The 16,746-nt window shown below is 42.7% G+C and carries 29 protein-coding genes and 2 pseudogenes; 1 reads left to right on the top strand and 30 read right to left on the bottom strand.

Annotated features, from left to right (window positions below):
- Nucleotides 1-124: 124 nt before the first annotated feature.
- From HP568_RS29985 to HP568_RS07195, 4 genes are all read right to left on the bottom strand, one after another.
- Nucleotides 125-247, bottom strand: coding sequence for a hypothetical protein (locus HP568_RS29985; protein ID WP_256434908.1), 123 nt, complete (start codon nt 245-247; stop codon nt 125-127).
- A gap of 134 nt (nt 248-381) precedes the next feature.
- Nucleotides 382-819, bottom strand: coding sequence for a hypothetical protein (locus HP568_RS07205; RefSeq protein WP_053079564.1), 438 nt, complete (start codon nt 817-819; stop codon nt 382-384).
- Nucleotides 820-1,109: 290 nt separating this feature from the next.
- The gene (locus HP568_RS07200; RefSeq protein ID WP_173628702.1) at nt 1,110-1,247 is read right to left on the bottom strand and encodes a hypothetical protein; all 138 of its coding nucleotides are present in this window, start codon (nt 1,245-1,247) and stop codon (nt 1,110-1,112) included.
- A 101-nt stretch (nt 1,248-1,348) separates the two neighbouring features.
- Nucleotides 1,349-1,588 carry a helix-turn-helix domain-containing protein gene (locus HP568_RS07195; protein WP_217366458.1) on the bottom strand — a complete coding sequence of 80 codons (240 nt, stop codon included), beginning with the start codon at nt 1,586-1,588 and terminating at the stop codon, nt 1,349-1,351.
- 582 nt (nt 1,589-2,170) lie between these two features.
- Between HP568_RS07195 and HP568_RS07190 the strand changes: the two genes are divergently transcribed.
- Nucleotides 2,171-2,551: a hypothetical protein gene (locus HP568_RS07190; RefSeq protein ID WP_254551067.1), complete on the top strand. Its 381-nt coding sequence runs from the start codon at nt 2,171-2,173 to the stop codon at nt 2,549-2,551.
- Between the two features lie 48 nt (nt 2,552-2,599).
- Here the strand turns inward: HP568_RS07190 and HP568_RS07185 are convergent, their stop codons facing one another.
- The 26 genes and pseudogenes from HP568_RS07185 to HP568_RS07075 form a co-directional block, all read right to left on the bottom strand.
- Nucleotides 2,600-3,040: a hypothetical protein gene (locus HP568_RS07185; protein WP_106656857.1), complete on the bottom strand. Its 441-nt coding sequence runs from the start codon at nt 3,038-3,040 to the stop codon at nt 2,600-2,602.
- A 127-nt stretch (nt 3,041-3,167) separates the two neighbouring features.
- Nucleotides 3,168-3,383, bottom strand: a complete 216-nt coding sequence (locus HP568_RS07180; protein WP_173628740.1) for a helix-turn-helix domain-containing protein — start codon at nt 3,381-3,383, stop codon at nt 3,168-3,170.
- A gap of 498 nt (nt 3,384-3,881) precedes the next feature.
- A complete protein-coding gene (locus tag HP568_RS07175; protein ID WP_173628739.1) occupies nt 3,882-4,028 on the bottom strand; it encodes a hypothetical protein in 147 nt (48 codons plus the stop codon).
- Between the two features lie 77 nt (nt 4,029-4,105).
- Nucleotides 4,106-4,384 carry a hypothetical protein gene (locus HP568_RS29675; RefSeq protein WP_254551066.1) on the bottom strand — a complete coding sequence of 93 codons (279 nt, stop codon included), beginning with the start codon at nt 4,382-4,384 and terminating at the stop codon, nt 4,106-4,108.
- Between the two features lie 21 nt (nt 4,385-4,405).
- A complete protein-coding gene (locus HP568_RS29670; protein ID WP_254551065.1) occupies nt 4,406-4,849 on the bottom strand; it encodes a peptidoglycan recognition protein family protein in 444 nt (147 codons plus the stop codon).
- A 2-nt stretch (nt 4,850-4,851) separates the two neighbouring features.
- A complete protein-coding gene (locus tag HP568_RS07165; protein WP_173628738.1) occupies nt 4,852-5,310 on the bottom strand; it encodes a phage holin family protein in 459 nt (152 codons plus the stop codon).
- 117 nt (nt 5,311-5,427) lie between these two features.
- Complete coding sequence (locus HP568_RS07160) at nt 5,428-5,547, bottom strand: XkdX family protein (RefSeq protein ID WP_173628737.1); 120 nt, start codon at nt 5,545-5,547, stop codon at nt 5,428-5,430.
- Nucleotides 5,547-5,711: an XkdW family protein gene (locus HP568_RS07155; RefSeq protein ID WP_309142209.1), complete on the bottom strand. Its 165-nt coding sequence runs from the start codon at nt 5,709-5,711 to the stop codon at nt 5,547-5,549. The genes HP568_RS07160 and HP568_RS07155 overlap by 1 nt, the downstream gene beginning before the upstream one ends.
- A 29-nt stretch (nt 5,712-5,740) precedes the next feature.
- Entirely contained in the window at nt 5,741-7,216 is a 1,476-nt protein-coding gene (locus HP568_RS07150) for an Ig-like domain-containing protein (RefSeq protein WP_173628735.1), read from the bottom strand.
- Nucleotides 7,207-7,779, bottom strand: a pseudogene (locus HP568_RS07145) (DNRLRE domain-containing protein); the annotation flags it as partial. The gene HP568_RS07150 and the pseudogene HP568_RS07145, both read right to left, overlap by 10 nt.
- Nucleotides 7,780-7,995: 216 nt before the next feature.
- Entirely contained in the window at nt 7,996-8,469 is a 474-nt protein-coding gene (locus HP568_RS07135; protein ID WP_173628734.1) for a VOC family protein, read from the bottom strand.
- Nucleotides 8,470-8,605: 136 nt separating this feature from the next.
- The gene (locus HP568_RS07130; protein ID WP_309142210.1) at nt 8,606-8,869 is read right to left on the bottom strand and encodes a hypothetical protein; all 264 of its coding nucleotides are present in this window, start codon (nt 8,867-8,869) and stop codon (nt 8,606-8,608) included.
- 108 nt (nt 8,870-8,977) lie between these two features.
- On the bottom strand, nt 8,978-9,196 hold the full coding sequence (locus HP568_RS07125; RefSeq protein ID WP_254551064.1) for a hypothetical protein: 219 nt from the start codon (nt 9,194-9,196) through the stop codon (nt 8,978-8,980).
- A complete protein-coding gene (locus tag HP568_RS07120) occupies nt 9,193-9,534 on the bottom strand; it encodes a hypothetical protein (protein ID WP_254551063.1) in 342 nt (113 codons plus the stop codon). Before HP568_RS07120 ends, HP568_RS07125 begins: the two co-directional genes overlap by 4 nt.
- Complete coding sequence (locus HP568_RS07115; protein ID WP_173628732.1) at nt 9,507-9,815, bottom strand: hypothetical protein; 309 nt, start codon at nt 9,813-9,815, stop codon at nt 9,507-9,509. Before HP568_RS07115 ends, HP568_RS07120 begins: the two co-directional genes overlap by 28 nt.
- Nucleotides 9,816-9,818: 3 nt before the next feature.
- Nucleotides 9,819-10,067, bottom strand: coding sequence for a hypothetical protein (locus HP568_RS07110; protein ID WP_173628731.1), 249 nt, complete (start codon nt 10,065-10,067; stop codon nt 9,819-9,821).
- Between the two features lie 7 nt (nt 10,068-10,074).
- On the bottom strand, nt 10,075-10,386 hold the full coding sequence (locus tag HP568_RS07105; protein WP_173628730.1) for a hypothetical protein: 312 nt from the start codon (nt 10,384-10,386) through the stop codon (nt 10,075-10,077).
- A gap of 217 nt (nt 10,387-10,603) precedes the next feature.
- Complete coding sequence (locus HP568_RS07100; RefSeq protein WP_048032191.1) at nt 10,604-11,191, bottom strand: hypothetical protein; 588 nt, start codon at nt 11,189-11,191, stop codon at nt 10,604-10,606.
- Between the two features lie 125 nt (nt 11,192-11,316).
- The gene (locus HP568_RS07095; protein ID WP_173628729.1) at nt 11,317-11,736 is read right to left on the bottom strand and encodes a GTP pyrophosphokinase; all 420 of its coding nucleotides are present in this window, start codon (nt 11,734-11,736) and stop codon (nt 11,317-11,319) included.
- Nucleotides 11,737-11,806: 70 nt separating this feature from the next.
- Entirely contained in the window at nt 11,807-11,887 is an 81-nt protein-coding gene (locus HP568_RS30220) for a putative holin-like toxin (protein WP_370444409.1), read from the bottom strand.
- A gap of 143 nt (nt 11,888-12,030) precedes the next feature.
- Entirely contained in the window at nt 12,031-12,267 is a 237-nt protein-coding gene (locus HP568_RS30315; RefSeq protein ID WP_254551062.1) for an XkdF-like putative serine protease domain-containing protein, read from the bottom strand.
- A 2-nt stretch (nt 12,268-12,269) separates the two neighbouring features.
- Nucleotides 12,270-12,602, bottom strand: coding sequence for an XkdF-like putative serine protease domain-containing protein (locus HP568_RS30310; RefSeq protein ID WP_254551061.1), 333 nt, complete (start codon nt 12,600-12,602; stop codon nt 12,270-12,272).
- 573 nt (nt 12,603-13,175) lie between these two features.
- Nucleotides 13,176-13,412: a hypothetical protein gene (locus HP568_RS29655; RefSeq protein ID WP_254551060.1), complete on the bottom strand. Its 237-nt coding sequence runs from the start codon at nt 13,410-13,412 to the stop codon at nt 13,176-13,178.
- Nucleotides 13,413-13,784: 372 nt separating this feature from the next.
- Complete coding sequence (locus HP568_RS29650; protein ID WP_254551059.1) at nt 13,785-14,666, bottom strand: phage portal protein; 882 nt, start codon at nt 14,664-14,666, stop codon at nt 13,785-13,787.
- Entirely contained in the window at nt 14,666-16,108 is a 1,443-nt protein-coding gene (locus HP568_RS07080) for a terminase large subunit domain-containing protein (protein WP_173628728.1), read from the bottom strand. The genes HP568_RS29650 and HP568_RS07080 overlap by 1 nt, the downstream gene beginning before the upstream one ends.
- Nucleotides 16,105-16,707: pseudogene (locus HP568_RS07075) on the bottom strand (terminase small subunit); the annotation flags it as partial. The pseudogene HP568_RS07075 and the gene HP568_RS07080, both read right to left, overlap by 4 nt.
- Between the last annotated feature and the right edge of the window lie 39 nt (nt 16,708-16,746).

The following is a 16,746-nucleotide window of genomic DNA, read 5'->3' as shown; positions in this document are numbered from 1 at the left end:
TTCCGATCACTCGCAAGACTTTCCGCTCGATATCAGATAGCATGGCTGCTCACCACCGGTTCAATAGTAAGAATGTTATCGATGACAAAAACCCTCGGCGCCTTTCGTGTAAGGCAATTAGCTTTCAGTCTGTCTCCAAAAATCGCCAGTGGGCGTAAGTACGCTGCGACGTCTTCTTGTTGTTTCCGAGGTAAATAAACTGAATGTGCAGTTGCTGGTTTATTGCTCTTTGCATTTCCTTAATCAAGTTGTTCCCTCCGAATAAGAATGTTTGTTCGTATTATATGCAAACATAATGCGAACACGCAAACAAAAAAAGAGGCGTCTCTAAGTCGGAAAATCGACTTTTGAGACAGCCCCTATACAGCGGTTTAGCACCTATTACTCGACATACCCGTTTCCAGCTACCGTCGAGTTTGATTCATTTATGATTTTAATATAATACTTTCCTTTTTTTAGATTTGGAAATTCAAACGATGTGTTTGTATTTGTATACGTACCTTCAATTAACTTTGAACCTTTTGCTTCGGTACTATTTATATTATACAGTTTATACGAAACTTTTGGCTTTCCTGTTGCATTACTATTCTTAAACCATTGTACAACAGTAACTTTAATAGTTTCACCTTCAGCTACATCAAACTGATCAGATTCAAGATGACTGTTAATATCAAATCTGAAGGAGGTTTTTACAGATTGTATAGAAGATTTAGAGTTTACAATCCAATTATCATTTGCTGCCAATGCACCACCTGCCGTTACAGACGAAATTGCAGTAAATAACCCCAAAGCTACTAACATAGGTTTGAACCTTTTCATAAGTTTCCCTCCCATTATTTTCTAGATTACGAGTTTATAATACCATTTTATTCCAAATAATGTAAAGTATTTACTTTATATTTATAAAGAATAGAATATAAAATCCCTCCCCTGTTTAACCAGAAGGAGGGCTATCGCTTTTACGTCGTCGCTTTTTCTGTTACTCGATTTAACATCGTAAACATAAGCCAGAGCAATTCATTCCGACACCAGCAGGATCATGGGTCAATCTCTTCTTCCATCGTCCAAGTCATTAAGAAGCTCCTTGGCAGCAAGACTGTAGATCGCCTCTAAAACGACAATAACCCTACCACTGCTGTGTCTCCAGTCTTGATCCATAGTTTGTCTACGGCTGGTGTCCTATGCCGCCCTGCCGAATAGTTGCCGATCACTCTTAATACCTTCCGCTCGATATCAGATAAGGACAAAAAAACCACTCCCAAAAACTGGAACGTTCGTTCGAATTATATACGAACAGATTTCGAACATGCAAATAAAAAAAGTCCCCAGCAAATTTTTCTGCCAGGGTTCAATCATAAGGACGATACTTTTTTTTGAGTTCATCTGCCTCACGTTTTCTTGCTTCCACATCTGCACGAAAGAATAAACGAGTAGCCTTCTCCTCTTTTAGGGGTGCGAGCTTACCACGATCAATCAAATCCTTTAATCCAGGACGACTAATTTTAAGATAATCGAGCACCTCTGATGTGGTCATAACATTACCTTGAATATACGCCTTTAATTTTTCTAAGCTGCTGAAAGTAATCACGGTCGTCATCCTTTTCTCGATTTCAAGGCTTGTACAAATGGGGAAATAGAAAATACTAATGCAATAATACTAATGACGGTAGCAAGTGTTTACACAGCCTCTGCCTCCTTTTGACTTTTAAGAATAACGAGGGTATGATTGGAGTAAGATGATGGTAGCAGGTGAGGGCTTTCGCCCTCGAACCTGCCTGTGCCTTGACCTCTTACGATTGCGGCGTAAGGGGTTTTTACTTTTTTCTAGCATTCCGCTTGGCGGTTTGCCAGTTGATGACTGCAGTTAGCAAATTGAGCATCCCCGCGATAACCAGCAAAATAGCTGTTACCATCACCGTTCCTTGCTTCTAGTTGAATGTATGTAACTCATACCCTCTGATACTATTATAATAAGATACTTAACTAGAGTAAGGGGATATAACAAAAAAATCCTTATGATTTTTTGAATAAAGCAGATCAATCCATTGTACAATGGATTATATTCCCATTAACTTGAAACTTTTTCCGTTTTATTGCGTCATAACAAATAAGTGGATACCTAATTGAAAAAATTCGCGGTTACATCACGTCTTTATCAGGAGGGAAAATGATGAAAAAACTTTTGATATTCTGTGCTAATGGGGTCATAGCTATATGGTTCTTTTTACTTTGGTGCAAAATGATGCTTCTTTCCAGTGATATGCCTATAAACATTACTTATGATGAGATGAAAAGTGTAGTTCTTACCATTCTCGCCTCTACAGCCATTACTATCTTTTACGTTAAAATAATTCCTGGCAACAAGTTATATTATTTGCTTTTCTTTCCTACACTTCTTTGGGGCTTTTCTATGACTCAATCATTAATCTACAACTATCACGAGTACGATACCATTATTACCATTACCGGATTTATTTGTATTGCATTAATTTTTTTGGTTTTATTTTTTGATGCTAAACGTACAGCAATATCATCTAAAATACTTTCCTAAAACAAAGAACGTTCACTTCCCACAGAAGTGAACGTTCTTTGTTTTTGTTTACAATCCCGGAAATGGGACCGTCACCATGGAATCCAAGGTATCAAAAAGTTTAGCTAAGAAATCCCAAAGTCTACGGTTGGTATCTTCGCTTCCTTCATTATTCTCTCCACAATCAATTACTTTTGTTCGACTAACAATTTTATCGAGTTCTCTAGTGACCCACTTAGGAGGATCAAACTCTGCCTTAACAAGTTTGGCCATTTCACCTGGATATACGTGACCTAAAATTTCAATTCCGAGAGATTTCGTAGAAATATCAAGATTTACACCATACACATCATAGTAAATATCTTTAATTTCTCTTGCGATCTCTTTCCCTGTCATAACCTCATTTTCTAGTACAGTTCGAAGATAAGAGTCATTGTCAATATGAACGCTTCCTGGCTTCATCGTGAAGGTGATGTTTGTTCCTGGTACATAGTGAGTTTTTCGTGCCATTTATACATTCTCCTCTTAGTTTAATGGATAAGCAACAGTGTTTGACCGGTCATTGTCGCTTTCACCTATCTAGGAAAAAAACAGCGGTAAAACGGAACAGTTTTCCTCAAAAAATATTTAATGCTTTTCACCCTCTAATTTTTTCAATAAACCGCGTCGTAATCTCTTGAATCCCCTCTTCCTTTGGAAGTTTAAGAAAGCTCGCCAAGTTGTTAATTTCAGGTTCCATTTCTTCCAAGACCATCAGTAGCGCTTCATTGTCCCCATTTTTTGCCCGCTCAACCATTAAAGTGAATGCGTGATTAGATAATTGTGCAGCTTCTTTAGGCTTCGACTTTTGCATTGATTCACGCCTCTTTCTCCCATGTGTAGGTCTCCTCCGACCTCTCTTGCTGTGAAACCTTCCAGTACAACCTTTCGAATTACGTATCTTTCCTTTTCACTAGAAAGTTGCTGTAACAGTTCCTCAACAAAAAGACTATTGTCGCTATCTTTCGTTCTTTGTTGTTGACCAAAGTCGTCCAAGATCGGGCACTCATTTCGGAGCCGCTTTCTCTCTCGATAGTTCAGGTTCCAAGCAATGCGTCGTAGTATTTTTCTACATTCCTCTTTCGTCAAACGCTCACCTACTCTCCAATTAGTTGAGAATCACAACTACAACATCACCCCAAACCAGATCATGCGTTCGTTTTTTTATAAAAAAATAGACGCACCAGTTCTCACCGGCACGTCCCTAACCACTCTATCCATTTTACCAAACAACCAATTTTTACCGCTCAATATTCCTGTAATGTAAACTTTTGTAATTAATTGTACAGTAGATTCTCCTTCGCGGGATACTTCACACATATTGTAGAATATATTCAATCCCGTTTAGAATCTGCACTTGTGCTTCCTGGCTGATGCCTACGTAAGTGCCCGCAATAGCCAGACCGCCAGTGATAATAAGCAACACAGATTTCTTATGCTTGCTCAAAACGTTATTCATGAATCTACACTCCTTTCAGCTTTACAATTTTATTTAGACCATCCCACTCCACTTGTAGACCAAGCACAAAAGCTAACTCACGGGATGGAGCATACGCGGAACCGGATACAATTTTCTCGTTTAAGTCCTCGCCATTTACACGCACATCTTGGGTAGCCGCTATCCACTCCACCTTTTCCGCCAACAGCATTGGTTACCGCTCTGACAGGTAGCAGGGATACACCATCCTGTAGGAACCCAGTCACTGATAACAGCGATCCATTCAGGCTGATAGCAACAGGCACTTGCTGTGGCTTGACCCGCTTGTCCACAGGCTTCAGTAAATACTGTGAATAATCCGACCGAAACTTACCCATCGGGAATGCAGGGCAGTTTTTCTACGCATAGCCGGGGTACTCGTGGTTACCAAGCACCTGCTTCATTGTTGGGATTTGTTCCTGTAAGTGCTTGATAAGTTTGTTTGCAGCATCTAGCTGTGCTGCGGTTGGTTGCAGTGTCCGGAAATCACCTACAAGGCAAATTCCTAGCGCATGACGGTTGCTGTTGCCTACGTGGTAGGAATTTGCCTCTGGATCGTTGCACCAATAGATTACGCCGTCTTTTTGAATCACAAAATGATAGGCAATGCCCGGCCAACCGTTCGTGCCGACATGGTAGCGTGCAAATGCCTCTGGCGCCCCACTTACTCTTACTGTAGCTGAGTGGTGGATGGCTGCTGATCGTATATCTGATGGCTTACGCCGTCCATACCTAAGTGTTTTGTGTCGTGGTAAAGAGGCGCGAACATCTGTCACACGCGCACCGGGAATCGTCATATTCATTGTTATTTTGTCTCCTTCAGTGCAGCACGCTCAGTCTTGGCTTTGATCTCCGAACCGACCAAGTTTACGACCGACTTCGGCACAGGCCAACCTGCTCGGTGTGCATTCGCTGTGAGGCTGTTCCATGTGTGATAGAGTAGACCGAATGTAACTCCATAAAACAGAAAACCGGGTGTGCCCATCACCCGATCCAGCAAATTTGCTACGGCCGGCAGTGCAAAAAGAAACAGCGACCGTGGGATTCGGGAAAGGCCATAATCGGACGAGTAAGTATGGTCCTTTTTTGCTGCGGAAATACCGGTGATCCAATCGAGTGAAATCATAAGAAAAAGCACGATTAGAATATCGAGCCGACCCGTTCCATAGAGGTACTGGAAAATCGGAGTAAGAAACACCCCAAGCGTCGCTGCTATTCCGTTTGCTGGGGTCACTACATTCTCTAAACACTGTAAAAACTTCATCAGCTCATCTTCCTCCTCACCCCCTCGGGGCAACAAAAATAGCCCCGCTAGGTACGAGGCTGGCTCAAGGTCTTGTTGAAATAAAAAATCACCAACCTAGAATTCTTGGTTAGTGATTTACTTGAATTCTTCCGTGGAGATTTCTCCGAAAGGATTTGATGTTGTCTTTACAGCAAGTCGCAGCTTTTCTGCTGCTGATACCCACTTCATGCTAAATGCCAAAGCCCAGAATGCCATCAGTTACCACCTCCTTTCAATTGGATTAGCTCAAGCTTAACCATGGCTAGCTGCTCCCCCATTGTTTGGATTAGCGCATCCTTTTGGACGTTGCTAAGTTTGAGTGAAGCAAGCTCCTGTCCCATCGTCATAACTGGATCGGTTTGTTGCTGTTCTCTAATCACTGAGATAGCCTCTTTATTTTGCATCTTCATTAATCGAACGCACCCCCATAACCATTTACAAGTACACGTTCCCTAGCCGTTCCTTTGTCGATCGTCACCCACAAATTAATAGCCCAATTTAAAGCAGTCTTGGTTTTGTTGATGAAAAGATAGCCTCGGTTCCCCTTTACTGCTCCCGTACAATCTTCCCACGTCGGCACAGTATCTAAGTAGTTATTATAAACTTTCACACTTTCAATTGACGAGCCTTCTGGCAAATATCGCTCAAGTGTCACTAATACACGTAATGGCATACCGTCTAACATGAAGTCTGCTTTGATGTCAGGGTTTCCGTAATCTAGCATAAATTCAATATACGTCTCTGTTCGGGTGAATGTGTAAACCCGTTCGGATGAAATTCCCGCGCTATCTTTGGTGACTATTTTGATTTGATGCTGCACGTCTAAATCCAATCGAATCCAAGTATCATGGCTAATTTCAACTGTGTATTGCTGTCCGGCTACGCCCGACCTGATTTGTTTTCCGTTTAAATACTCGCTGAATGTGAATGTATTGCCCTCTGGATCGGTGGCTGAATAGTTCACTACTGGTGGCTGCATAAAGGAACCAAGGTCCTTATTCTCGCCACCGATCACCGGAGGACGATTCCAAACCACCCTAAACTTGCGAGTGACTTCTCCGCTCCTCCCACCTTGGTCATCTTCTGCCCAGACAGCTAGAGTGTGGTCCACATTTTCTGCCAAATCCGCATCGTATATATCTACTTCGCCATCCCATATCCGTTTGTCCCTGAACGTCATATTCAGCACAAAAGAAATAGGCGCGCTTCCGTTCGATACACCGGATTGCAACGCCTTAATTCGACCGTTATTTATTTTGTATTTTGCGGTAACTACGTTGCCTACATCTGGATCAGCCGCACTACCCTCAATTTTGTATGGGCTCCCTTCCGTTAATGTCTGATTATCGGCAGGAGACGTAAGCGTAACTGATGGGGGCGTATTGGTCACAGGCTCCAATACTAATAACTGACTAGCCCCAGCTCTATAGAGAGTTACACCCATTTCAGATGAATTTTGATCTTTATCACTATACATGTATTTATTATTCATCTGAGAGAAAACACCAACTACAGGATCAGTATGGTAACCCTTCGTATAATTAAAAAGATCAGGAAAGAATATCCCATTACCAACCGATGTATTGAAAATAACGAAAAGTGTATTACTTACAGTTGTAGATGCAGTATAAGCCGGATAATAACCGCCGTCAGCTACCACTCGACCATAGCTGTTTACAATAGATTTCACATTCTTAAAAGCTGAAATCTTAGCAAGTGGTGTTGTAGATGAACTGAAATTTACACTAGGGTTTGTTTCATTGCCATTATGTCTATTAATAGCTAGAAAGTATCTTACTTGAATGGAATTATCTATTATTAATGTGAAGAGTTCCCATCCTTCAAATAACGTTACATTGACTGTGCTTGGACATCTTAACTGCATAACACCATCAGATCACCAAGCTTCACTCCTTGTGGTAGTTCTGGCGTGATTACCGTCGTTCCCACTTGATAAGCAGTCGAGCCACTCCCGACAAACTCTACTTGTTTTTTTCCTGTTGTCGGTATTGTGTAATCAATGATGAGCGTAGGATGATTTCCTCCTGTTGAATCATTAGAAGCAAAACCACGGAAAGTTTTCAATGTAGACTCATCTGCTTCTTTTATTAATAGTCCGAAGTTACTTTTCCCGCCAATAAACGCACAGACCAAACTGGTGATATCGATATGAATAGTGGCAATCGCATTAGAACGTTGAAAACTCACAAACGAATTGCTGTCATAAGATGGCTGATTGTTCCAAGTTGTTGCGTTATCCCAATTTTAAGTAATAGTATGGATATTTATTGTTCGATTTGCCGCTCCCGATGAGCTGACGTATTGATGCAAACGAAGAGTAGCACTATTAATGATTACGTCATTCGGAACAAGGCCTAAATCGAAAAATAAGAGCGATCTTGCCCTAGAGTTTGTGTAATCTCCTACACCAACACTAAACCCAGGATCATTTGTACCATAGGCTCTGTATTAGGAGCATACTCCCAAACGTAGGTATCCCGCATTATAGAATTAGCTCTTGATAACGTAACTACAGGCATATTCTTCCCCCTACCTCCCGCGTATGGCCGTTATTTGAAATAATAAAACTCAACTTCAGATCATCTCCTCGACAACAATACACCCCCGTCCTAAGAATAGATGGGGGGTAACATAAACGTGTTTTCAATGTTGATTTGTTGTTTTTATCAGCAATTCTTCCCACTCATGGAATAACAACTTACCAGTAATATGTTTTAAATCATCGGGTACAACAAAATTACAAATCAATTCTAAGCTGTTTCCATCTGGGTCTTCAAAATATACTGAAGCATTCCCTAGATACGGACGAACAAATGGTTCAGCAGAGTTTCTCCTCCCAAATGGTACAGCCTTAACTTGAATTGATTCCAACCACTGTAAAGATTGCTTTAAATCGTCATAAGTTACCTGAAAAGCAATATGCCGCAAAGAAGGATGATAAGGAGTCTGATGCTCCTTCCCTTCCCATAGACCAAGCCAGCTCTTTCCTTCCTCAATCCAAAAGAAGGCAGTTTCATCATCTCGCCAAGCAAATTTCAGCCCAAGCCTAGTATAAAATTCTATTGAAACTTCCAAGTTTTTCACAGGCAAATGAGCCTCGTACAATCCTTTAATCAAGTAACATCACTCCCATCCACATAAGTTATTATACTTTTTAATATCATATATTTATTTATCGTCAATTGTAAATAATAATTTTCTAATTATTCCAATGATAATGGCTGTTATATCGACCCATTCCTATTTTTACCATCTAAACTTCCAACCGACTCTGAGCTTCGTTATAGTAGCCCCGAATCACTCTGAGTGAGCTGATAGTGGACAGATCATCATTGAAATTGTTGTGTACGAATCCGTCAGGCAAGGTTGATTCTATCGTATTCACTCGGACTTTCAGGTTCGAAACATCTGCTTTGAGCACAGCGAGTTCAGCGTGGGCATCCGCAATACCTCGCTCCCAACAGTTAATATCGTGTTCGGTAACCGGATCATCGTGTTTCCAGTCTGTTTTCGCCACATAAGACAACTACATCCCTCCTCTCGCTTCAATAACAAAGGTCAGGTTTACAAACTGCGCCCCGTTCAATTCGATGGCTCCTGTCTTCTCGGCAACTACAGCTCCCGTTCAAGTCCTCAACTTCACGTCTGTGATGACTTGTACGTTGGCGACATGCTGAGCAGATACTTGTAGCGCTATTCCATCCTGGATACCCGCAATCGGATGAGAAGCAATCTCCACAGCCTGTATAGGTACTGAAACGGAGCCGTTTATCAAAATGTCGCCACCCGACACCCTATCTAGCAGGTCATTACGGACGGTTTGCAGATAGCTTGGCAGGATCATTTCACGACCTCCTCATAGCGTTTAATAGGTGTCATGCCTACCCTAAATTCATAGACTTTGTGGTATTCCTTTATCCCGACAACCAAGACATCTCGCAGCTCGATTTTTTCGGACAACACAGGTTCAAAGGCGACACCATTACAGTGAACAGGTCTGATTCTCTCCACCGCTTGAACAGCGCCTTGTATATCAAATCGATCTTCGATTGGGTAAACGTACCGGACCCCTATGGCTTTAAATGTTTCAGGTACTTTTCGAAACAGATTTGTCCCAGTAGTTTTAGTAACGTCCCATGCACCTTTGAGACTATCTAGCACGGCATCACCTTTCGGCAGCATGCCACCCCATTTTTGAACTTATCTTTCCAGCTTGAAGGTTCTGTCGCTTCCTCCAGCGGATTTTTGAATGCAAAATCCTTTGCTGATTGTGGCGTTTTGTCGCCTTTGCTTCCCCAATTGAACGGGTTAAACCAGCCGCCTTTACCCTTACCTTTTCCTTTCGGCTTACCACCCTTATCGGGTCCATCCGGTAAATCCGGAAAATCAGATCCTGATGTATTGTTACCAGCTAGCTTTCTCTGTACGGCTGCGGCGGTTGCTGCATCAAACGCAACTTTCATCTTCTATAGCGCAATTGTCACGCCTCCAACAACTGTACCTAACCCCACCAATTCTGTCGTGAGCAATGCTTTCGCTTCAGTAAAGCCTCGTAATGGGTCATTGTCCTGATATGTTTTAAATTCTTGATTGAGCTTACCGGAGTAGTCATATTCACTGGAATCAGCCATACCAATACGACCCGCTGCATCTAGTAGAGGCGCAAATGCCGTAGCGATATCCTCCCCTGCTCCTCCACCCAACTCGTTCAGCAATTCTTGTCTAACCTTTTTGGTCCTGAATGCCACCGAATGTTTGTATCAATGCCGCTATTGCAAACTGATTGTCTCCCGCGTTTGACGCGTGAATCGCTTCGGCAATAATTTTTGATTTCTCAGCTCGTTTTTGAGCTTCGTCTGAATCAATGTCCTGCGCCTCATACGCTGTCTTCAAAACATTGACCATATCACCTTGATTGTCGAGTTTGATCGTTGCTTCCTTCAAAGCATCAAAAACTTTATCGATCGACCACAGATTATTCATTTCCTTGGTTAGAGCAGCTAGTTTTTCAGGCGTATCCAAAAACTTCGTCACTTGGGTGCTGTACTCAACGATTGAGCCGAGTACCTCTCCACGAATGTCAGTCGTAGTGCTAGCTATCTCGGCGAGGGTGTCAACAAACTACCAATCAACTTTTGAAGTTCTGAACTCAATTGATTTTTAGCTTAGATCTATACGGTAAGCCCTACAACTGCCCCCACTGTATCACCTCCAAATAGAAAACCACCTATTGCTAGGTGGTTTTAGCTTGCTATGTATTAGTTAACACTCTCATAAATTCTACAGGAACCTCTTCATTCTCAGGTTTTATCGAATAGAATACCATTTGTTCCACTTTTTTATTTTCTCTTTTCAAAACAAATCCATTGTGACTTACCTGATCTATATCTTTCTCTATACTAGTTTCTGTTATTTGCTTGATTTTTTCATTGGCTTCATCTAATGTCCAGCCTGCCGCAGTGGTGATCATCTGGGCTGAGGCAAATGCCTTTTCACTCGCATTCTCATTAAACTTTGGATCCAAAAACGACATTACCAGAACCTGAACTAACTTGTTCTCGTTTTTGTTTACAACTAATCCGAATGCATGATTACTGTCCTCAGAAAAAGTAAAATATGTCTTGAATCCGTTACCTTCGTCACGTTCGAACCATTTTGATGAAGCTTTTAGATCGGGGAACGATCGAGAATTATGATACCAGTCAGACGTATTGGTCAGCTTATCTTTTATTTCACTAGTAGATTCGCCAAATACTTCAACCAAGCTCTTGTCTGTATTCGATACATTAGCACAGCCAGTTAAAAGCAGAAATACAAATAAAATGAATACCTGTCTCATATATACCACTCCCTCCCGCCTACATTCTACCCCACCTCACTTTTCCAGTCAGTTTAAACATTTCGGGAACAAACGACATATTACGACAAAAGCACACTCTAAAAAGAGTGTGCCATCTACATTAACTATTGTGATAACAACCGGTTTAATGCTTCGTTGTACTTCTTGAGTCGTTCTATATCTTCTTTAGTTGGACTTGGTATCCTAGACAAATCTTTATTGTCATTAATGTCTGCTATCTTTACCGCCCTTGCTAAGTCGTTTTGTTTTACCCGCTCAATGAACTGCATATATGACTCTCCACTTCTCCTAGTTAAACAATCAATGGCAGTTATGATTTGCTCGGAAAAACCTTGCTGTCGCAAATCAGTTAGTGTTACATCTGTATCTTCAACTACATCATGAAGGACTGCCACAATTCTTGATGACTCAGTATCCATAGATAGCATGACCCTTAATGGATGTAAAATGTAAGTGTCCCCTCCTTTATCGGTTTGTCCTTTATGAGCATTTACGGCAATTAATATCGCTTTATCTAAATCCATGTAGCCCACCTCTTTTATCTCAATTTGTCATCAGTAGACCACCAAGCCTACCAAGCTCAAGGGTGGTCTACTACTTTTTGTGGAACGACAGCACGGCAACAATCAGAAGCCCGAAAGTGAGCATCAATGATATTGCCTCAAACACCGTCATGGCCTCACCCCCTTTCTATCGGGAATGAGCCGATTCAATTACACTTGGAATATTATAACATCTAGACGCTCTATTTCAGAGCGTTCTTTTCTTTACTTCTCCCCAACCGCCTACCGCTCGGGAGAAAGGAGAAAGCTATGTGCTTACCTTCTCCTCTTCTTCTGCTTCAATTGCTTGGCAAGGGAATGCAAAAGCCCCTTCTCTACCGTTTCATCATCGGTATCCGAAGAGGCTCCTTCAATTTTTTCACGTTTACCTACTCCCCACATAGAGAAGCCTGTAATCTCGCCCTTTTCAATTTGCTCCCATGTGTTAGCGTCCATTACCTTCACGCCAACCACCCAGGACCCTTTCTTAATCTCCTGATCACCTAGAGTCATATCTACAGGCCAATGTACGATTCCACCACGTAACCTTTGTTTACGTCTAAATCGTGTTGCTTATCGATGTTGTATGTGTTCTGACGCCCCATGAAACCATGAGCTGCCTTCTCGATTTCTTCTTCTGTCATCTGATCTTCATGTGCATCTTCGGTATCAGGCTCATATACGACGGCGTAAACGATCTGCTTGGCCTTGTCCGCCTTTGCTATGCGGATATCTTTCTGTAATGGCTCTTTACCCTCTTCCTTGATGATCGCAAACGGTTTACCATTTGCGCCCTTATCCACGAGGGAAATGTGCGTAATTCTTGCGTCTTTCAATGCGTATGACAAAAATGTTCACCTCCTTTCGACAGACTGAACTAAATTTTTCATCACAGAATAAACGGTAAAAATTTCCATGATCTTAGGCACTCCCCTAAAGAATTTGGATAAAGTTTTCATAGGATATTGTAGAAATCCCATAAGGGGGACTCTCGATGTATAACTATAATCAACATAATTTTTACTATCCCGGAATTACACCAACACAGCTAAGACCACCGATGTTACCTCTACCTCGATGTGGTGTGTCGTGTCGTGTTCGCCCAAGATGTCTTAGAAGGTTTAATCCACGAACAAGACAGTGGGAATATCGATGCTTTGAAGAAAATGTCTGTAGCTATACTCCATGTCCAAGATGTTATCAATCACGTAATCCTGCAACTGGAGGAGTGGATTATTACTGTGTGTAAGTCATCTTCAAATGCATTGCTGTTGTATAAACATTCTGGGCTTCTTTATTGAGCCCTGACATTAAATCGGACGAGTTCCCTTCGTCAAACACAGCTTGCATCCTGCATCTGCATTTTACGATTTGATTTGCACTTCCTGCCGGGTCTCCTGGGTGCATAAGTTTTTCACCTCCTACTTCGAAATGTTCGTCGATGTCCCCTGTCTGAGCGTTTGCCTTTTTGTGATCCTTGCGCTTGCGCTTGTTATTCGCTGCCCGCCACCGCGAAGCAGACGCTTTGCTATCGTCGCCATTTGCTCTTTTTGATCAGATGTATCAAATGGTTCTTGGGAGAATGTGCTGCCCAAGCTAGCAATCAGTGTATCGAGGTACTCCTCGGTATACTTCGACTCATCAATCGTGGTACCCAATACTTCCTCGGCTTTGGGATGAGATGGCGCACCAGCATAATTCCTTTGTCAGCCAGAAAATCAAGTAACGCTTTCCACTCTTCTGGATCGCTGATTTTTGGGCTGTTCAGTATTGCCTTCACCCTATACACCTCAATTGCAGGTAACAATCGCTTGTTGAAAATCTCATACATAATCCACGAGCGGTATGGTTTAAAGACTTGTTCCACTGCAATTCTACTAGCATTGTCGCTTGTCGCTCTGTTATAGTCTTCAGATTCACCCGTGAGAATAGGTGGTAATCGAAAAGCTGAACGAACCTATTTTCGCTTCTCCTGGTTGTACTCGATAAAAAGAGCGTCCTGTTGCAGCAAGTCATTCAGCTTGTACAGCTTAATGGTGGTTTTTTTTCTCATCGCCAAGCAGCCCTTTGTCATACCCTTGCACTTCGAGATAGAGTATTCCTCCACGAGATTTTTTCCCCCTTGCCCCTTTTAGAGCATCGACAGACTGTGGAGCTAATTCGCCGTTTGTGACAGTCAAGATCATGTCGAGCATTCGACCGTTATCAAAGTACTCGAAGTTGAGTTCTTCAGCTTTCCTAGAGCCAACGACTCCAGGCGAATTACCAATCCAACGAGGTTCTCCATACGTTCCGTTTCCAAGCTGAAGATGAATGACTTCATTCTCTTCGCCGGGAGCTCCGAATTCACGGAACCACGTAATATTGGTACCGCGCTTTTGAGCATACTTCCTAACCCACTTACTTTGCGTAAACTCTTCCACCTTGCCTTGTACAAGTCGCCGATATTTCATCTCTACTTTTTCAAGTGGAGCCGTACACCGCATATATTCCGGTGGAATTCGATAGAGAGCAGGGAGGCCACCACCCCATGCAACTTCAACGTAAGCGTTGCCGCAATGCTCAAGGTCTTCTACCAGTTGGCTCAGCAGTTGCTCGGTCGATTCTTCCAGATTGGCCGTCTGCATGAATCGGTCAGCAACATCCCATTCTGCCTTTGCTGTCTTGTCGCTTTCACCGGGATGGTATGTAAGCGCATAGCCATAACCAACCACGTTTGTTTTGTACGCTTCGACACATTGAGGGATGATGTTGCTCTGCTTAACTACTTGAACACACGCTACAGGGTCAATGGTTGGGCGTATGAGCTTGTGTTCATCGTAATCCTGCTCGAATTGATCAATTACAAGCTGCTTGCTTTCGCCCTCTCCCTCAGCTTTACCAATGGGATACCAGCCTGTTGCTCCAGACATTAAATCCATCCTCCTTTCCCGTTCTTTTTCCTATCCTCTCGTTTCTCAGCTTGAAGTAACATGAGCCAATCACTGTAAGTCGCGTATCTCTTCGCATCCTGGGTATGGTTGTCTTTATCAACCGGTTCTTCAAGCATGATGCCGTTTTGTTCCTTGTACTTGTAATTGCCTGTTTCTTTTATCGTCTCGACAGCAGTACGAGCAATGTAGAGGTTTGGACGGCCAGATGACTCTTTTACCTTATAGAGACTTGACACTCGACGTATTCCGGGACCAATAGCATTTTCAGCGGGATACACTGGAAGCTTGTAACGTCTATACGTAGAAATATCTTCTGGCTCAGAAGGGTCTGCCCAAATAACATCCATCGGGTAATCCTTTTGAAGCTCCAGATACCTCTTAACAAGGCAGTCCTCCAGCTTACCTTGATCGTCTACCACCAGAACATTGGTTTGCTGGCGATAGCTTTCCTCGATCAAATAGTATTCTTCGTCCGTGCATCCAAAGACCAATAACACCGCTGGGTCATTCCAGCCGTGGTCCATGCCGCCGATATACCGCTTGAAGATTACCTCTCGTTCCTCGCCGTTCGGATAGGTAACGACAAATAAACGCCGCACAAGATCAACGGGGCGTATATCAACACAGTGAACACTTCGGTCAAACTCCTCATACACCTGACCATGGAAAACGTTGAATTTCGCATAAATCTCACGTTTCACATAACGCTCAGGGTACGTCTCGACCATCCTCTGAATGTTCTTCTGCAATTCCGGGATAGGGTTATCCTTTGATGTCCAATAAAAATTCCGCCAATCGGGATCATCCTGGTAGCGATCGTCATCCAACCCTGCATCAATAAATTGACCACGTAAAATAATTTCTTCTGCAAACCAGTTGATACCCTCCGGTGTAGTTGTCCAGATAGACCACCCACCTTTGTCAGCTAGGGCATACGCAAGGTAGCCTGACCACGTTTCTGGCTTCATTTTCGATGCCTCGTCAAGCCATACGCCGTCTAAACCACGACCAACAAGCTTCTTCGGATTTTCTGCCGACTTAAACCGAATCAGAATGTATCCCGTTAACCAAACGAAATTCCCCGATGCGTTCCAAGTGTCGATCATATCCTCGGGGATGACTTGCGAGAGCTCCTCTTGTTGAATCTCTGACATGTTGTAATCAGGCGCGACACACCAGTATTCCAGCCGTGGTTTGGGCTTCTTCACTTTTTTCAGGTTTAACGGTGGCTTATAGGGCAAACCCTTCCCTGCTTCAATATCAGCAAGGATGTTATCGAAAAACTTTCTTGCACCTACATTTGTTTTACCGCCGCGCCGGCCGCAATTCATCACGATGTTTCGTACATCACACATCATGACTTCGACTTGCTTGCAATGTGGCGCCCAACTCTCAAAGGGATCTACATGGATCGTCTTCATTGTGACCACCGTTTTATAACCACTTCTGTTGGTCGATCATCATCACCCGACTGCAACTTCCCTACCTCTAGTTTAAGCTTCTCAACCTTCAGACGCTGCTCTTCTGTCATGAAACCAAGGTACTTCTCTAACTTCTCCAAAGCTTTCATTTTGTCATAGAGCTTGATGGCCACTCCATCCTTACCCTGTTTGACTTCGCTGATCAGCGTAGCGTCAACCTCAATACTATCCTTGAACGAAACGTAATTAACCATTTGAGTCACAGGGTTGCCCGAATCATCTTTTAACGGACCAAACATGCTCATTACTGGAACTTCTTTTTGCCCAAACTCCAGGTAATCAGAGATGTCTGCAAAGGCAATCTTCATGTATTCCGAAAGTACTCTCTGAATGTCCAATCCTATCTCAACTGTACGTTGTTCTTTCTGCCTCTTAATCTCTGCTTGGATGTTAGGTTTTCTAAGGTTTTCTAAGGTTTTCTAAGGTTTTCTAAGGTTTTCCCAGCCAATTACATGTGCTGTTTTCTTGCTGTAACCAACAGCCATTGCAGCACGAGTGGCGTTGAAGTCTCGAAGGTACTCCAAAACAAAAAGCCTCTGCTTTTCTGTCAGAGACCCGTCTTCGTTATCTTCTTCTGG

Origin of the sequence: Brevibacillus sp. MS2.2, assembly GCF_013284345.1 — a bacterium.
In the GTDB taxonomy this organism is placed as follows: domain Bacteria; phylum Bacillota; class Bacilli; order Brevibacillales; family Brevibacillaceae; genus Brevibacillus; species Brevibacillus brevis_C.
This window is presented reverse-complemented; position numbering and strand designations above follow the sequence as displayed.

What these genes read in the sequence shown, in the direction of transcription:
- HP568_RS29675 (WP_254551066.1), bottom strand. Translation starts at nt 4,384, where the DNA reads ATGGGTAAGTTTCGGTCGGATTATTCACAGTATTTACTGAAGCCTGTG.
- HP568_RS07125 (WP_254551064.1), bottom strand. Translation starts at nt 9,196, where the DNA reads ATGATCCTGCCAAGCTATCTGCAAACCGTCCGTAATGACCTGCTAGAT.
- HP568_RS07150 (WP_173628735.1), bottom strand. Translation starts at nt 7,216, where the DNA reads ATGCAGTTAAGATGTCCAAGCACAGTCAATGTAACGTTATTTGAAGGA.
- HP568_RS07175 (WP_173628739.1), bottom strand. Translation starts at nt 4,028, where the DNA reads ATGAATAACGTTTTGAGCAAGCATAAGAAATCTGTGTTGCTTATTATC.
- HP568_RS07100 (WP_048032191.1), bottom strand. Translation starts at nt 11,191, where the DNA reads ATGAGACAGGTATTCATTTTATTTGTATTTCTGCTTTTAACTGGCTGT.
- HP568_RS07120 (WP_254551063.1), bottom strand. Translation starts at nt 9,534, where the DNA reads ATGCTGCCGAAAGGTGATGCCGTGCTAGATAGTCTCAAAGGTGCATGG.
- HP568_RS07185 (WP_106656857.1), bottom strand. Translation starts at nt 3,040, where the DNA reads ATGGCACGAAAAACTCACTATGTACCAGGAACAAACATCACCTTCACG.
- HP568_RS07190 (WP_254551067.1), top strand. Translation starts at nt 2,171, where the DNA reads ATGAAAAAACTTTTGATATTCTGTGCTAATGGGGTCATAGCTATATGG.
- HP568_RS07115 (WP_173628732.1), bottom strand. Translation starts at nt 9,815, where the DNA reads ATGAAAGTTGCGTTTGATGCAGCAACCGCCGCAGCCGTACAGAGAAAG.
- HP568_RS07160 (WP_173628737.1), bottom strand. Translation starts at nt 5,547, where the DNA reads ATGGCATTCTGGGCTTTGGCATTTAGCATGAAGTGGGTATCAGCAGCA.
- HP568_RS29650 (WP_254551059.1), bottom strand. Translation starts at nt 14,666, where the DNA reads ATGTCTGGAGCAACAGGCTGGTATCCCATTGGTAAAGCTGAGGGAGAG.
- HP568_RS07165 (WP_173628738.1), bottom strand. Translation starts at nt 5,310, where the DNA reads ATGAAGTTTTTACAGTGTTTAGAGAATGTAGTGACCCCAGCAAACGGA.
- HP568_RS07180 (WP_173628740.1), bottom strand. Translation starts at nt 3,383, where the DNA reads ATGCAAAAGTCGAAGCCTAAAGAAGCTGCACAATTATCTAATCACGCA.
- HP568_RS29670 (WP_254551065.1), bottom strand. Translation starts at nt 4,849, where the DNA reads ATGAATATGACGATTCCCGGTGCGCGTGTGACAGATGTTCGCGCCTCT.
- HP568_RS07095 (WP_173628729.1), bottom strand. Translation starts at nt 11,736, where the DNA reads ATGGATTTAGATAAAGCGATATTAATTGCCGTAAATGCTCATAAAGGA.
- HP568_RS07205 (WP_053079564.1), bottom strand. Translation starts at nt 819, where the DNA reads ATGAAAAGGTTCAAACCTATGTTAGTAGCTTTGGGGTTATTTACTGCA.
- HP568_RS07080 (WP_173628728.1), bottom strand. Translation starts at nt 16,108, where the DNA reads ATGAAGACGATCCATGTAGATCCCTTTGAGAGTTGGGCGCCACATTGC.
- HP568_RS30220 (WP_370444409.1), bottom strand. Translation starts at nt 11,887, where the DNA reads ATGACGGTGTTTGAGGCAATATCATTGATGCTCACTTTCGGGCTTCTG.
- HP568_RS30315 (WP_254551062.1), bottom strand. Translation starts at nt 12,267, where the DNA reads ATGACTCTAGGTGATCAGGAGATTAAGAAAGGGTCCTGGGTGGTTGGC.